Source organism: Roseburia rectibacter (genome assembly GCF_014287515.2).
GTDB lineage: Bacteria > Bacillota > Clostridia > Lachnospirales > Lachnospiraceae > Roseburia > Roseburia rectibacter.
Genome location: NZ_CP092473.1, coordinates 693,006 through 709,364, shown reverse-complemented (window position 1 = coordinate 709,364; position 16,359 = coordinate 693,006). Strand labels below are relative to the sequence as shown.

13 protein-coding genes are annotated in these 16,359 nt (G+C 41.7%); 4 read left to right on the top strand and 9 right to left on the bottom strand.

Annotation, left to right across the window (positions count from 1 at the left end):
• Positions 1-136 precede the first annotated feature (136 nt).
• From murC to H8S51_RS03365, 4 genes are all read left to right on the top strand, one after another.
• The gene (murC, locus tag H8S51_RS03380) at positions 137-1,516 is read left to right on the top strand and encodes a UDP-N-acetylmuramate--L-alanine ligase (protein ID WP_186899315.1); all 1,380 of its coding nucleotides are present in this window, start codon (positions 137-139) and stop codon (positions 1,514-1,516) included.
• 323 nt (positions 1,517-1,839) lie between these two features.
• Positions 1,840-2,964: a DnaD domain protein gene (locus H8S51_RS03375; protein WP_186899314.1), complete on the top strand. Its 1,125-nt coding sequence runs from the start codon at positions 1,840-1,842 to the stop codon at positions 2,962-2,964.
• A 69-nt stretch (positions 2,965-3,033) separates the two neighbouring features.
• The gene (locus H8S51_RS03370) at positions 3,034-4,014 is read left to right on the top strand and encodes an ATP-binding protein (RefSeq protein WP_186899313.1); all 981 of its coding nucleotides are present in this window, start codon (positions 3,034-3,036) and stop codon (positions 4,012-4,014) included.
• Between the two features lie 90 nt (positions 4,015-4,104).
• Complete coding sequence (locus H8S51_RS03365; protein ID WP_006856273.1) at positions 4,105-5,283, top strand: ribose-phosphate pyrophosphokinase; 1,179 nt, start codon at positions 4,105-4,107, stop codon at positions 5,281-5,283.
• 168 nt (positions 5,284-5,451) lie between these two features.
• On the opposite strand, the gene H8S51_RS03360 is transcribed toward H8S51_RS03365, so the two are convergent.
• The 9 genes from H8S51_RS03360 to H8S51_RS03320 all read right to left on the bottom strand — a co-directional run bounded on the left by H8S51_RS03360 (position 5,452) and on the right by H8S51_RS03320 (position 16,242).
• On the bottom strand, positions 5,452-5,997 hold the full coding sequence (locus H8S51_RS03360; RefSeq protein ID WP_022112380.1) for a DUF6465 family protein: 546 nt from the start codon (positions 5,995-5,997) through the stop codon (positions 5,452-5,454).
• Between the two features lie 24 nt (positions 5,998-6,021).
• Entirely contained in the window at positions 6,022-6,276 is a 255-nt protein-coding gene (locus H8S51_RS03355; RefSeq protein WP_015560179.1) for an HPr family phosphocarrier protein, read from the bottom strand.
• A gap of 192 nt (positions 6,277-6,468) precedes the next feature.
• Positions 6,469-8,994, bottom strand: a complete 2,526-nt coding sequence (locus H8S51_RS03350) for a hypothetical protein (RefSeq protein WP_186899312.1) — start codon at positions 8,992-8,994, stop codon at positions 6,469-6,471.
• A gap of 260 nt (positions 8,995-9,254) precedes the next feature.
• A complete protein-coding gene (locus H8S51_RS03345; protein ID WP_186899311.1) occupies positions 9,255-9,749 on the bottom strand; it encodes a hypothetical protein in 495 nt (164 codons plus the stop codon).
• Positions 9,750-9,825: 76 nt separating this feature from the next.
• Positions 9,826-12,069, bottom strand: a complete 2,244-nt coding sequence (locus H8S51_RS03340) for a glycoside hydrolase family 31 protein (RefSeq protein WP_186899310.1) — start codon at positions 12,067-12,069, stop codon at positions 9,826-9,828.
• Positions 12,070-12,087: 18 nt separating this feature from the next.
• A complete protein-coding gene (locus H8S51_RS03335) occupies positions 12,088-12,321 on the bottom strand; it encodes a hypothetical protein (protein WP_186899309.1) in 234 nt (77 codons plus the stop codon).
• 1,201 nt (positions 12,322-13,522) lie between these two features.
• Positions 13,523-14,599: an ABC transporter substrate-binding protein gene (locus H8S51_RS03330; RefSeq protein WP_241070870.1), complete on the bottom strand. Its 1,077-nt coding sequence runs from the start codon at positions 14,597-14,599 to the stop codon at positions 13,523-13,525.
• Positions 14,600-14,630: 31 nt separating this feature from the next.
• Complete coding sequence (locus H8S51_RS03325) at positions 14,631-15,488, bottom strand: ABC transporter permease (protein WP_117922642.1); 858 nt, start codon at positions 15,486-15,488, stop codon at positions 14,631-14,633.
• Positions 15,469-16,242, bottom strand: coding sequence for an ABC transporter ATP-binding protein (locus tag H8S51_RS03320; RefSeq protein WP_118210237.1), 774 nt, complete (start codon positions 16,240-16,242; stop codon positions 15,469-15,471). The genes H8S51_RS03325 and H8S51_RS03320 overlap by 20 nt, the downstream gene beginning before the upstream one ends.
• Between the last annotated feature and the right edge of the window lie 117 nt (positions 16,243-16,359).

Below are 16,359 nucleotides of genomic sequence, written 5' to 3'. Positions count from 1 at the left end.
ACAAATTGATAAAATTTTATCTACAATTCTTTTTTTCTGTCGAAAAGATTTTTCCTCAAAAGAATTTGCAAATTGATTCCATACGGGTATAATGAAACAAACAGAATTATTAATAAAAACAGGCAGGTATCAATAAATGTATAAAATCAATTTCAACCAGCCGCTGCACATCCATTTCATCGGGATCGGCGGTATCAGCATGAGTGGTCTTGCTGAGATACTTTTAGAAGAACATTTTACCATCTCAGGATCTGACACAAAGGAATCCGGACTGACCAGACATTTAGAGCACATGGGTGCCCGTATTTTTTACGGTCAGAAGGCCGAAAACCTTAGCGATGACATTGATCTTATCGTCTACACCGCAGCCATCCGTGAAGACAATCCGGAATACGCGGCCGCAAGAGAGAGCAGCATCCCAATGTTAAGCCGTGCAGAACTGCTTGGCCAGATCATGGACAATTACAACAATTCCATCGCCGTTGCCGGTACCCACGGAAAAACGACGACCACATCCATGATCAGTCAGATCCTTCTTGCCGCAAATGCAGATCCTACTATTTCCGTGGGTGGGATTTTAAAAGCCATCGACGGCAATATAAAAGTAGGCAAGTCCGATATTTTTGTATCCGAAGCGTGCGAATATACCAACAGTTTTCTTCATTTTTATCCACGCTACAGTGTCATTTTAAACGTGGAAGCGGAACACCTTGACTTCTTTAAAGATATTCAGGACATCCGCAATTCATTCCGAAAATTTGCAGGAAATACAAAAAAAGACGGTGCGATCATTATCAACGGTGAAATTGAAAATTACACCGAGCTTACAGATGGTTTAGATCCCAAGGTGATCACTTTCGGTCTGAATGACTCCTGCGACTATTATCCGTCCGCTGTTACATTTGATGAGACAGCATGTGCTTCCTTTACAGCTATGCATCACGGTTCTCCGGTCATGGATGTCAAACTGCATGTTCCAGGCATGCACAATATCTCAAATGCGCTTGCAGCGATTGCACTTACACTTGACCTTGGCATTTCAAAGGATGCGATCCTCGCCGGTTTATCCGCTTTCGGAGGTGCAGACCGTCGTTTTGAATATAAAGGATGTGTGGATGGCGTTACTATCATTGATGATTATGCGCATCATCCGACAGAGATCCGTGCAACATTAACTGCTGCAAAGAATTATCCGCACAAACGTCTGGTCTTAGCTTTCCAGCCGCACACTTATTCCAGGACAAAAGCATTTTTAGATGACTTTGCAGATGTGCTTTCCATGGCTGACGTAGTCGTTCTTGCAGATATCTATGCTGCCCGCGAGAAAAATACTTACGGAATCAGCTCGAAAGATATCCTTGAAAAATTAAAGGACAAAGGAACAGAATGCTATTATTTCCCTTCCTTTGAAGAAATCGAGAAATTTTTATTGAAAAAATGTATAAACGGTGATCTGTTGATAACTATGGGTGCCGGAGATATCGTAAACGTTGGTGAACACCTTCTTGGCAGATAAGTTATCCACATTATCCACATTCGATTGGGGAAAACTTCAACCATCGAATGTGGATTTTTCTTGTCGACATAACATGTCCCTCTTTTATTGTTCCGTTTTCTTTCATGTCCCTTGTTTTCTGTATTTTGTCACAGTTGCCATCACTTTCGTTTTTTATGTATTCACTTTTTATCCACATTATCCACATTCCCCTTAACCCTTGATTTTACAGCATTTGTATTCAAAATTGTTCTTCTCTTTTTTCTTTTCCTATGCTATAATTTGTGGCGCAGCAAATATTTATGCTTATACTTTTAGAATATTATCGAAAGAGGGTTTCCTTCATGGCTAAAATACTAATCCACAGTGACAGCGCATCTTCTGCCACGAGTGTATCGAATATTTTTATTGATGAATATATGTCTGACGCAAATGGAGAATTTGTAAAGATCTACCTGTACCTGCTGCGTCTGATGAATGCCCCGGATTCCGCTTTTTCGATTTCTTCCATTGCAGATAAATTCGAACACACAGAAAAAGATGTAAAACGTGCCTTAAGTTATTGGGAACGCATGCATCTTTTGCGTCTGGAATACGATACAGATCATAACTTAACCGGTGTGTGCCTTATTGATTCTGCATCCAGAGATAAAACTGATGTAACCGGCGAATTTTCAGAAAATGAATCTGCCGCAGAGGCACCCGACTCAAACAACATTTCATCATCTGCAGACGAATACACCTCCTCAGATGATGATGGTATTTCTTCTGCAGATACGGAAAGTTTTCCTCCAAAGAGGGATTACACCCGCGATGAATTAAAACAGTTTCAGGAAAATGACCAGATCGCAGAACTTCTTTTTATTACAGAACGCTATCTCGGACGCCCTCTCAGCCAGACTGATACAAACACGCTTTTGTATTTATATGAAGAACTTTCTTTTTCACCGGATCTGATCGAATATCTGGTGGAATACTGCGTAAGCAAAAACCATACTGCGATCCGCTACATCGAAGCTACGGCGTTGAAATGGGCAGAAAGCGGTATCCGGACTGTAACCTCCGCCAAACAGGAAGCAAAGATCCACAGTCCGGCTTATTATGCAGTAATGCGTTCCTTTGGCATTACCGGAAGGAATCTCGTTCCATCTGAAACAGACTTCATTGAAAAATGGCGTTCCGAGTATGGTTTTTCCATCGACATCATCTGTGCGGCATGTCAGCAGACCATACAGAGTATCCATCAGCCGAGTTTTCCTTACACGGATAAAATGCTTTCGAACTGGCGTAAATTAAACGTACATACCATGGAAGATGTAAAACGTTTAAATCTTGAACATAAAGAACGTGCAAAGACTTCCGCACAGGAAGCGGCTGGTTCAAAAAATAAGTTCAACAACATCGGACACCGTTCCTATGAATATGATGAGCTTGAAAAAATGTTACTGACAACCAATTCAAAACGCTGATACCATAGAATAGTATGAAAATATTGTCTTCATACTAAAACAGGCAAAAATGGAGATTAGGATAAGAACATGCCTCTGACAAATTCGCAATATGACGAGATCATACGGGCATACGATGCCCGGCAGTTAAAAAATGAACATGACAGGGAAGAACGGACACGCTATGCCTACATCAAGATTCCGCGTCTCCGCGAGATTGATGATGCCATCGCAACCTGTTCCGTTGCACAGGCAAAGAAGCTCTTAGACGGCGATACCAAAGCTCTTCATACCTTAAAAGAACAGATTGCCTCCTACCGCAGTGAGAAAAAGGATCTTCTAAAAAAAGCCGGTCTGGCTGCTGATTATTTAGAAACTGCTTACGAGTGCCCGGATTGTAAAGATACCGGTTTTATTGACGGGAAACGCTGCCACTGTTTTACACAGGCTGCGATCGATTTAGTCTATACCCAGTCGAATTTAAAAAGCATCCTGCTCCGTGAGAATTTTTCCACATTTTCTTTTGACTATTATTCTGATAAAGACATAAATCCTGCAACCGGGTTATCATCTTTGGCAACAGCAAAAGATGCCGTTGCGAAATGTCATGATTTTATTGATCACTTTGATGATACATTTTCCAATCTGTACTTTTACGGAGATACCGGCATCGGCAAAACGTTTCTGTCAAACTGTGTTGCAAAAGAGCTGATGGATCACGGTCATTCTGTAATTTACTTTACGGCGTTCCAATTATTTGATATATTAAGCAAGGGTGTATTTGCAAAAGATGAGGAAGCGATTGCCGCAAATGAAAATATTTTTACCTGCGATCTTCTGATCATCGATGATCTCGGCACAGAGCTTACAAATTCTTTTACGACTTCCCAGTTGTTTTTGTGCTTAAACGAAAGGATCCTGCACCGGAAATCAACCATCATTTCCACAAACCTCGGATTGTCCCAGCTTACCGATCTGTATTCGGAGCGAATCTTATCAAGAATTATGGACAATTATGTTCTGATCAAATTATTCGGGGAAGATATCCGGATGCAGAAACGAAGACGCTGATGTTCTATAAACACAAAATACATTTTCTGCCTTCAATTAGAGCAATCTATTGAAATACATGTAAACAAATTTTTATGGAGGAACCATTCAATGCCAAACGATGAAAGAAACCTGGAAACCTTACCTGATGGAGCACTCGGTCTGATCCCGCTTGAGAGCTGCAAAGAGCTTGGTCTGAAAGTAGACAAGTACCTGGTCGGCTGGAGAGAAAAAAGACAGCATCAGCATGCATCTGATCTTGCCTTTAAAGATTACCGCCGCGATTCTTACATCATCTCTACCGCTGTTCCGCGTTTTGGAACCGGCGAAGCAAAAGGTGTGATCAAAGAGTCTGTCCGTGGATACGATCTGTACCTGATGGTCGATGTGACAAATTACAGTCTTACCTACTCCGTATGCGGCCATGAGAACCACATGTCACCGGATGACCACTATGCAGATTTAAAACGTATTATCGCAGCCGTTGGCGGTAAAGCAAGACGTATCACCGTCATCATTCCTTTCTTATATGAAAGCCGTCAGCACAAACGTACTTCCCGCGAATCTTTAGATTGTGCTTTAGCATTACAGGAACTGACTGCAATGGGTGTAGATAACATCATCACATTTGATGCACATGACCCGCGTGTACAGAATGCGATCCCGTTAAAAGGCTTCGAGACCGTACAGCCTGCTTACCAGTTCGTAAAAGGTATCTTACGCGAAGTAACCGACTTAAAGATCGATTCCGATCATATGATGGTAATCAGCCCGGATGAAGGTGGTACCAACCGTGCTGTATATCTTGCAAGCGTTCTCGGATTAGATGTCGGTATGTTCTATAAGAGACGTGATTACAGCCGTATCGTAGACGGACGCAACCCGATCGTTGCGCATGAGTTTTTAGGTTCCTCCGTAGAGGGAAAAGATGTTATCATCATCGATGATATGATTTCTTCCGGTGAAAGTATGATCGATGTTGCAACAGAGTTAAAGAAACGTAAAGCAAACCGTATCTTCGTCGTTGCAACTTTCGGACTCTTCACAAACGGTTTAGAGAAATTTGATCAGGCAGTTGCAGATGGAACGATCTACAAAGTCGTTACCACAAACCTTACCTATCAGACACCGGAACTCTTATCCAAACCATATTACATCAGCTGTGATATGAGCAAATACATCGCTTATATCATTGATACCTTAAACCATGATTCTTCCATCAGCGATCTGTTAAACCCGTATGACAGAATCGAACGTCTGGTATCTAAATACAAGGCAGAGCAGAAATAATTCATTCTGAAATATCAAAAAAGCCGGTACTTTTTCGTGCCGGCTTTTCTTATACAATGGAATGCATGCCTATAAACATTCTGGCATCAAAAAAAGAAACCATCATACACTTTTGTATAACGGTTTCTTCTTATCTCATTTCTATGTAAGTCCGTCTGGCAAACGCTCCTAAAACAGATCAACTCTTCCTGCAAACTTCTGGTTGATCACATAGTACGCTGCAAATTCTTCCGGTTTTAAATATACCTGAAGGCTCTTGATGGATGATGCTCTGTGACCATCTGCAACAAACTCATTTTTTGCTTTCTCAATCACATCTGCAACAATCGCTTCATTCCCCTGATACTGGATAAATACTTCCGGTTTTAATTCTTCTTTTGCTGCCTTTGCTGCTTTCTTTGCTGCTCTTGACGGTTTCTTTTCTCTTGCCGGTTTTGCTGTTTCTTTTGTCTCAGCTGCTGTATCTTTGACTGTCTCAGTCTTTGCTGCTGCTTTTTCTTCTACAGCTTCTTTGACTGCTGCTGTCTTTTCTGTTACTGCTGCTTTTACTTCAGATGCAGACTCTTTGACTGCTGTCTTCACATCCTGTGCTGCATTTTTTGCTGCCTGTAAAACATCACTGGCCTTCTCATTTGTCTTAGGCTCTGCTTCCTTTACCTGATTTGTCTTTTCTGCTTTGATTGCATTATTTTTTGCTACAGTTCCTTTTGCCATAATGAATTCCCTCCTCAACAAAACTTACTCACAAACTAAAAACTTCTCCATTGCGTCTAATGCTTCTTCTTCATCGCTTCCTTCAGCGACAATATTCACTGTCATACCCTTTGAAGGATTAAATGCCATGATTCCCATGATACTCTTTGCATTGATCCTGCGGTTATTGCTCTCAAGGATAATCTCACTGTCATAGCGGCAAGCCACCTGAACCAGTTCTGCAATTGGATTATCATGTTCTTTTGAAACATTCGAAACCACTACTTCTTTTCTGCTCATATTCATCCTCTTCCTCTTTTCAAGTACTTCTCAAAATATAACCCATTCGACTTTAATTTGCAATACGTCTCACTTAAATCTGTTAAAGTTCAACGAACTATTCTATGGAAGCACTGTTTTTTTATGCAGTTTTCTCGTTTTTTTCATGTATATATACTTACAATGTGTCTGTATATCCGCATTTTTGTTCTTTTACTTGAGGTATGTGAAAAATACATTTCCGGCTTCCTTAAAAACTTCATCCGCATCTGTCAGGCTCTGCTTAAAATTACTTCCGGTTGACGGATCAAAGATAATGACATTATTGGCATCATAGCCTACCACAAGTACCGCTTCATCGCTTCCCGTCATCGCAAATACAGGATTGCCACAGCTTACATAGTAAAGGACTTCCTCCACACTGCATCCTGTCAGATCTAAAATTCTTGCATCTTTCATGGTATTGCTCAGAATATTCTTTGGTGTTTCTCCGCCTGCGATCAATGCACTTACACTGATATTAATTCCCTCCTTTTCAAGCATTGCATTGATACACTGCGCAATACTGTTAGAGGATGCATCTTCCGCGCCAACCGCAATATCGGAAAGAGCCGGTCTTATCGCCTCTCTGGAACGTTTCCAGATATATTTCTGATCTTTTCCTACCACAACTCCCATATTTTCATTCGCTTTTGTGATCGCATCTGCCACCTGATCTGTGGTATAGACCACATCACCTTTTACATAAACATAATATTTCCTACTATCACCCTTATCCTCAAGTGTGAGTGTACGCTCCTGCTCTAATATGGTTTCTCTCGGGGTAAGCAGCCTCGGAGCCTTCGCCCCTACAGTTTCCGGCAGAGATATTTCAAACTGGGTTTCTTTGCTGTCGGAATTACTGCTTACAATGGAAACAATTTTATTTCCATCTCCCTCCCTGTTCATGATCATATCCTGATCTGCATCAACATAGGCGGTTCCATTATACTGGATGCGGTTTAAATACATAGTATAATCATCAATATCAACACCTGATACATAATAACCATTTTTTTCATAAGTTTTTAACACAGATGGTTCATCGGACGACACATCCAGAATTTTAATCTGATACATCGGAAAAATAACATTCCCGGCAGCTTCTGTTGATACATCTGCAGCATTCGCTACACCATATACAAAATCATCTCCCATAAATCCAAGCGGTTTTACATATTTGCTGCTTCCTTCTGTTATCGTTGTTATTTTTTCATTCGAAAAGTTTATGAGACAGATCGTATCACTCTGTCCATTCTGGCTGCCTTTTGTCCATGCAAAATAGCGGTCAGACTCCGAAACTGCATATATTTCCTTATCCAGTCCTTTTATCAGCTCTTTCATTTCCAATGTACTAAGATCTATCCCATATACACTGCCGTCCACCATCAGATATAATTCTCCGCCCTCATTCACATACATCAGCTGACCAAGTTCTGATTTCATAACTTCATATGCTTTATCGGAAGAAATGAATGCCAGTTCTTCATTTGTATTTGAAAGACTGTCATAATGATTTACCTGTATTCCCACTTCCCCCTCGTGGCTTCCGCGGTTCATATAACCATACACGATATAATCAAGGCTCCCTGCCTCATCAATCCGGACGATCTTGATATCATGTTCGCCATAATTTTCGCGGCTGTCAATTCCTTCATATCCGCGGAAACTGAATACTTTTGCAAGCGTATTTTCTGTCTCGTTATAGCTCCACAGCTCCCCCTCCTGTACAAAGGCTACTGTAGTCCCAGTCTCATTTGCCTGATACTCCACATTTCCCGAACGTATTCCAAGTTCAATATAATTATCAAAAAAGTTGACATTTTCCCCACGGAAGATCTGATTCATACGGCGTTCAAAATTAAGCAGATACATACGGCTGCTCGTATAACGCACACGATAATATTCTTCTACATTATAATATTCGCTCTCGCCGTCCTCCCCGATACTCGTTACAACATAATCCAGCACGATCACATTATAAGTATCTGTGATCTCTTTTATCGATGGCACTGGTGTCGTTAACTGCTCTCCGTTAAAATCTGCCCATGCAAGCTGTTTCAACGAAGAATTTAACGAAACAAACTGTAAGGTGGTATTATCCCCGGTCGTTTTTTCCATGTACGTTGACAACGTTCCCGACGTTTCACTATTAAATGTGGTATTATGAAACTCCTTAACAAATTTCAGGGATTCATCTATATGCGCATTCTGCATCTCCACGATTCTTGTATAATAATAGATCACATCATTCCCGCTCTCTAAATTAATGAGCAGTAAATATTCTTCCCCCTCCTGAAGAAGATTCTGAATTTCCAGTTCCGCTCTGATCATACCTTTTTTTTCATCGTAGGAACTGACATCTGCATTAGCGATCAGTCTCTCCCCATCAAGACTCCGTATTTCATAAGATATAGCATCTATACTCGTCTCATACGTCTGAATTGTAACCGGGAGTTTTCTGTCTTTTCCGATCGGCGTGATCGTATCGCGCATGCTTGCGGCATTCATTTTTGTACGATATCCATGTAATTCATTGATTTCCTGTTCGCTGCTCTCTAATGAAATAACCGGTAACGTAGCATTTTTCATTTCTGTTGTCAGATCTTCATTGACATGATTTGTCATCATACTAAATATTCCGACCGCCACAAAAAAAATGACGGTCAGTACGACTGCCTTAATTGCACCTTTCTGCACGATATTATCTCCTTGCTCTATGTGAATGAAATATATTTTCTCTGTTAAACCGCAAAAAAAGCGATAGCTATATTGTATGCATTTTTTTTCAAATCCGCAATGCCTATTGCCGATTCTTTTAGAAAATTTAAGATATCAAGTAAGAAAGAATCCTGCCCGGAGGGCTTTTTATGTAATAGGCACTTTCAACGAATTTTCCTATTACACAAAAAAGGGCACCTCACATTGAGGTACCTGCCCTTTTTCCTGTATCAGATATTTTACCACCAGCGTCTGCATCTTCTGTGTCTGCAGCGCCGTTTATACATCTCGTTATTTAATAATACCCCGATCAGACTCCTCATATCATCATGTCCTCTGGGCGGTGGAGGCGGCATCCCCGGTCCTGGTTGCGGCGGTGGAGGCATTCCCGGTCCCGGCGGTGGATTCATTCCACCCCAGTACTGTTCTGCCTCAACATTATTTTCTTCTCCTGCCACCTTACGGTAAATCCGCTCTGCCACCTGCTCTAACATCAGACGATCCGGATATTCGTCAAACATCAGGCTTCCCTCATACTCCATTTTATCGCACTCATCTTCCACGTAAGAAAGGATCGTCTTTACCTCTTTCGGATAAAGCTCTTTCATGCGTTCCATATCTTTTTCATATTCCATTTCCGTAAGATACAGATTCTGCATCGGATAACTCATGTAAAATGGCATTTTGGGTACATCCATCTGCATACGGAAAAACTGTTCCTGATTATAGTCCACACATTACTCCTGTCACTAACATCTCTATATCATATGCTTAAGGAATATTTTTGTGTCATCAGCCATACCATAAATCCTACTCAAAAAGAATATTTTTGTATTTTGTGTAACCTTCTTTGTTCATCTGTACGGATGCCTCTTTTTCATTTCCCTTATGCGTAAACATGTACTCATTATAAGCACCATCACGATAAGCAAAATCCTCTCCGTTATCCTGGTAATGCAGGTATATTCCATCTCCCGGATATATGCGCATTTTCAAGGTATCATACGGCTTTTCACCAACATACTGTGCCAGTTCATAAGTCGGGATCATTCCTCCCTCTTTCACGAACATCGGACAGGTATCAAGCGGTGCATCCACCATGTAATACTGTTTTCCCTGATATGGTTTCTTTGTCTCATAATCATACCAGGTACCTTCCGGAAGATATACGATCTTCTTTGTCTCTCCCTGCTCTAAAACAGGTGCAACAAGAAGATTCTCTCCTACTAAAAATTCACCGTTTAAGTTCCATGTTTCCGGATCATTTTCATAATGCAGAACCAGCGGACGCATAACCGGCAGTCCCGTCAGTTCACACTCGTGGAACAGATCATACAGATACGGAAGCAGCTGATATCTTAATTCTACAAATTTGCGGTAAATGCGAAGCGTTTTCTCATCAAACTGCCATGGCTCCTGGTATGTACTTCCCACGGAAGAATGGTTACGGAACAGTGGTGAAAATGCACCAACCTGAACCCAGCGGCACATCAGTTCCGGTGTACAGTCTGCTCCGAATCCGCCGACGTCTGTTCCTGCAAATGCAATTCCACTCATACCGAGATTGCAGAGTTGTGGGACTGCCATTCTAAGATGTGCCCAGAGGCTCTGGTTATCTCCTGTCCATACCGTAGAGTATTTCTGCGTTCCTGCATAACATGCTCTTGTGATGACAAACGGTCTTCTTTTATCATTTTCCTTTAATCCCTCGTAGGTAGCCTTTGACATCAGATGACCATAAACGTTATGCATTGCTGCATGATCCGTTTTTTGATCCTCATCCGTGAATACTACATCCTGTGGAAGTTCTCCACGGAAACTTGCAGGCTCGTTCATATCATTCCATGTTCCACGTACACCAAGATCAACTAAAAACTTCTGATTGTCCGCCCACCATTTTCTGACATCCGGTTTTCCAAAATCAGGATACACAGCCTCTCCCGGCCACACTTCATTAACGTATACTTCACCTTCCGGTGTTTTTGCAAAATAATCATTCGCAATTCCCTCATCATATTTTGCATATCCCGGATCTAATTTCACACCCGGATCGATGATGCAGACAACCTTAAAACCATCCTCTGCAATTTCTTTTATGATTCCTCCCGGTGCTCCAAAATCCTTTTCATTCCAGGTAAATACGCGATAACCATCCATATAATCGATATCAAAATGAATCGTATCGCACGGTATCTGTAGTTCTCTGTATTTATGCGCCACACGTCTGATATCCTCGGCGGACAGATATCCCCATCTCGACTGATGATGTCCTAATGTCCACAACTGCGGCAATGGTGTCCTGCCGGTCAGATAGGTATAACCTTCCACGATATCCGTCATTTTCTCTCCGGAAATAAAATAGTAATCGAGATTTCCGTTCTCTGCACTGTAATAATAGTATGCATCATTCTCTTTTCCGAGATTAACATGGGATCTGTAGGTATTGTCAAAAAACATTCCAAATACACCTGTCTTTTTTAACGTGATCAGGAATGGAATTGATTTATACAATGCCTTAAAATCGTCCGTGTGCGCCTGCGGAAGATCAGAATTCCAGTTTTCATATTCATAGTTTCTTTTATTTAAAACGCCTGTCTTATCTCCAAGCCCATAGAATTTTTCATCTCCGTCCATCTTCTTTATGACCATGACAGGATCTTCTTTTTCACCATCTGCAGAGACAGCATGTCCCTCAGATTCTAAAGTAGCAAGTGCTTCATCACTTAATCTTGCTTTTTTCTTTCGCTCTCCCCTGAAATCTTCGCATAAAAGTGTACCGTCTTCTTTATAAAAATCAATGTGAAAATCATCATGTACTTCTGCTGTCAGTTTATCGGTTTTAATCTGTACTGCTCCGTTCTCCTCAGAGACTTTTACGGAAACATTCTGTCTTTTATCTCCTTCGATTGCCTTTGAGCGGTGATCTTTTGACTGATACGGAACAAATACATTCATGATCGTATCCGTAACTGCTGTGACATATGCCGTTCCATGTTCAAATTCAAACTCTACTGTACTGCCATTGATCTGATAAGAAAGTTTTTTCCCTAACATATATTTCTCCTTTTCTTTTTACATTTTTGCAATTTCCTGTAATTCCTGCAACAGATCAAGATCCGACTGCTGCACTTTCATATTTGTTGTGATCGGTTCTGCTCCGGGCTTTGTCACGGTAATCTCAATAATGGTTCCTTCCGTGATGCCGGTCGAAAATACTGCATTTAAAAATGCGGCAAATTTCGGATGGTTTGCCGTGAATTTATTTTTTGCATTCATGATTTTCATAATTGAAGCCGGATTCATCATAATTATTCTCCTTTTCCCGTGTATTTTTCGTTTATATTACTTTAGTACCGCCATTATACTATAATATGGAGGATTTGTCCCGAAAAATTACGAAATTTTCTATGCGGTTTCCAAGGTTTCCTTTCATTTTTCCGTTACAGAATGGAAAATCGTTCGTCAAAATGCTGGTTTGTTTATGAAATAAATCGCCCGCCCAAATGGTGTGTTGTAGGTCTGTGAGTGGCATCTTGCGCAAAGCCGGAGTTAATTTGGGTTCCATTGTACGAAAATAAGAAAAATCTAAGTGTGTCTGAGTTAGATTTTCTCGGAGTGACGTGACCGGCGTTCAACGAGCCATCCGTGGCTCGTGAAGCCTTGTTCTGCCATCCGTGGCAGAACATCACTGTATATCTACAGGCACACTAAGATTTTCTAATTTTCTCCCAAAGTCACAAAATCAGCTTCGGCTTTGCGCAAGATGCCGGCCTCCAGGTTATGAAACACCATTTGGGTGGGCGGTTCATCTCAAAACTGGGGGCGTAGGTGCGAATTTTTGATATTCATTATGCCTATAATCTGCTTATGATCCTAATGTACTGTATCATTGATATTCAGACTAATGACTTGCCAAAATTTCCATCTGCTACATTGTACTACATGAATTGTTTCATAAATTGCCAGACCAAATAACACAGAATATTTTTTTCAAATGTGTATGGCAATAAACATAGGCATAACGGGATACATTGAGGTTTTTCCAGTATTATCAAACCAATAATAATCTATTAAACATAGTTATTTGGAAATATTTTTTATCAGATTCAGACACAAAACACTAAAAATTTACGCACTACCCAAGGTTGTAAAATGAGTTCCCCGGCGAAGGGTGGTTCACAACTTAGTGGCTGGCAAATCGCATCAAGCCGGAACTTGTTTTGTGACTTTGGGAGAAAATTAGTCAATCTTAGACTGCCTGTCCGTAACACAGTGTTGTGCTGCCACGGACGGCAGCACAAGTCTTAATGCCCCCGGACGGGGCGTTTAAGACGCACACGTCACTCCGCCACAACCTATACCAGGCAGCCTTAGATTGACTTATTTTCGTACAACGGAACAAAACGAGTCCCGGCTTGATGCAATTTGCCAATCTAAAACCCCCGGAACCACCCTACACGAGGAAACTCATGTCACCCACAAACCAGCATTTGTCAGATAGCTAATTTCAATCCGTATTGTTCTGTGCATTGTAAACGAACTGCATATCCACCAGTTCTTCATACTGGTAAGTCCCCTGATATACATCCGATGCAATGGATACTTCCATATCATTTTTTACTGCTTCCTGCGTGATCACACCATCCATGCTCCAAAGTTCATCTGCATAGGCGCGGTCGATCGCAGCTTCTATATCTTCTGGCGGTGTGGTCGGAAATTCTTTTTCTGCAGCCCGGACTGCGATCTCCTTATCCTGCGCCGCAGTCAGAGATTTTAACATCGCATTCACAAAGTGCTGTACTGTTTCCGGATCATTGCTGATTGTCGATTCTGCTACACTTAAAACAGAGTAAGCATAATCTCCTAAATCTGTAAACTGGTAAAATGCATCTGTCCATACCCCCTGCTTCATCCCATCTACAATCTGGGGTTCTGCTGCCCAGGAAATATCTGCCTGACCGCTCTGCACCACAGCAACGGAAGTTGACATGTCTGCCGGCTCTACCATCACAACATCACGATCCGGATCAAGTCCGAGTGAAAGCAAAAGATAGCGCACGCATAAATTCGGGCTGCCGCCAAATCTGCCGGAATTGATCTTCTTGCCTTTTAAATATTGTGCAAGTTCTTCATCCGTATTTCCAGTATATTCTTCACCGACTGCTGCACACAGGTACACATTTGCACGGTTTACACAGTTGCAGACGGCAATTACCGGGTCAGGGCAGTTTCCGGATGCATTCGGGATCGCATTCGAATCCACTCCACCGATCACGCCCCATGCATCCCCGCTCATCACAGATGTCACATGCGAGCCGCCCGTAGCCTGTATCACCTCCACATCAAGTCCTTCCTCCTCAAAAAATCCCTCCTGCTGCCCAACATAAAGTGGAAGATACCCGATCGAATGTAACGGCTCTGCGATCACAATCTTCTTTAACGCCTCACTCTCCTGCCCTGCCTTATCACCACCGCAGGCTGTCGCCAATAGCACGGCAGCAAATAAAACGCATCCAAAACAACTAAACCATTTCCTTTTTAATATTTTTCTTGTTAACATCTCTGCCTGTTTTCTCTTTTTCATATAATATGGCTTTACGTGCCAAAAGGTGTCTTTACGCCTTACGGTAAATGGCAAGATGTTCCGTCATCCATTTTTCCAGTTCCACCACCGCAAGGTACATTACCATTGCAAGCAGTGACAGCACGATCACCCCAACCCACACTAATGTAGTATCTAAAATAGTGCCCGCATAGATGACCATTCTTCCAAGTCCATGCCCAGATGCGATAAATTCCCCGACGATCGCACCTGCGAGCGCCAAAGAAATATTGATCCGGAGGCTCCCAAGCATCCAGGGAAGCACTGCCGGAACCACAACTTTACCAAAAACCTGCCACCTGGTGGCACCAAGTGAATAAAGCAAAGTTTCCATCGACTCATCCACATTTTCGACGCCGCTGACTGTCGCAAGCGCACATGATATTACTGTCATTAAAAATGCCAGGATTACTTTGGATGAAAAACCGATACCAAACAGCACGATTAAAATTGGTGCAAGTGCCAGCTTTGGCACTGCATTAAACATCACAAGATACGGTTCAAAAATTTTTGCAAATGTCTTTGACCACCAGAATGACAATCCTAACACTGCGCCGCCTAACGTTCCTGCCAGAAAACCACCGATCGTAGACATAGATGTAAAATAGATGTCATATGCAAGATTTTTTTCTTTCCACTGAACGATCGCTGTCCGTACAATCAATGAAGGAGAACTCCAGTAATAATCATCGATCCATCCACACATAGCACTCACTTCCCAAAGGATTAAAATTGCAATTCCAAATAAAATCCTTCCTGTCCGGATGCCTTTTTTCTGTTTTTTCTGCCTTAATTTTTCCTTTCCGTCTGACTGCATTGCCCCAACGGATTTCGGCTCATAATAATATGCTTCATACGCCTTTTTTTCCATCAGACATTCCTCCTGTCAAATGCTGTTTTAAATCCCAGAAATCAGCTTCCAGCATATCTTCCTGCTTTCTTGGACGTTTTAAGTTAACATTGATTTTTTCTTTTACGTAACCAGGCCGTTCCGAAAAAACATAAATGATATCCGACAGATAAATTGCCTCATCGATATCATGCGTCACAAATAAGACTGTTTTATGAAAATCTTCCCAGATCTCTAACAGCCAGTTTTGCATGGACTGTCTTGTCTGCGCATCCAGTGCGCCAAACGGCTCATCTAACAAAATGATCTCCCGGTCATACAAAAGCGTGCGAAGAAGTGCTGCTCTCTGCCTCATTCCACCGGACAGTTCGCACGGATAATTTTTTTCAAATCCCAAAAGTCCATACTTTTCCATCAGGGGCAGTGCCTGTTTTCTCGCTTCCCTCTTCGGTACCCCCTTGATTTCAAGTCCCAAAATAATATTGTCGATGATCGTACGCCACGGAAGAAGCATATCTTTTTGCAGCATATAACCAACATAGCCCTTTTCCCCTAAAATGCTTTTCCCGCCGATCGTAATATCTCCCGATGTCGGTGGCAGAAGTCCTGCCACAATGTTAAACAGCGTCGACTTTCCACACCCGCTCGGCCCAATGATCGAAACGAATTTCCCATGTGGTATGGAAAGGTCTATCGGTCGTAATATCTGACGCATTTCCCCATTATTATAAAAGCATTTTGTAATGCCTGAAATTTTTATATCTTCATAAGCCATAACAGCAGCTTCTCTAACTCATTCTTATTGTAATATATTCATATATCCGGCACTTTGACATATAAAAATCCGGAAACAGAGGATCATCCCCCATTTCCGGATCACACACAAATTCTC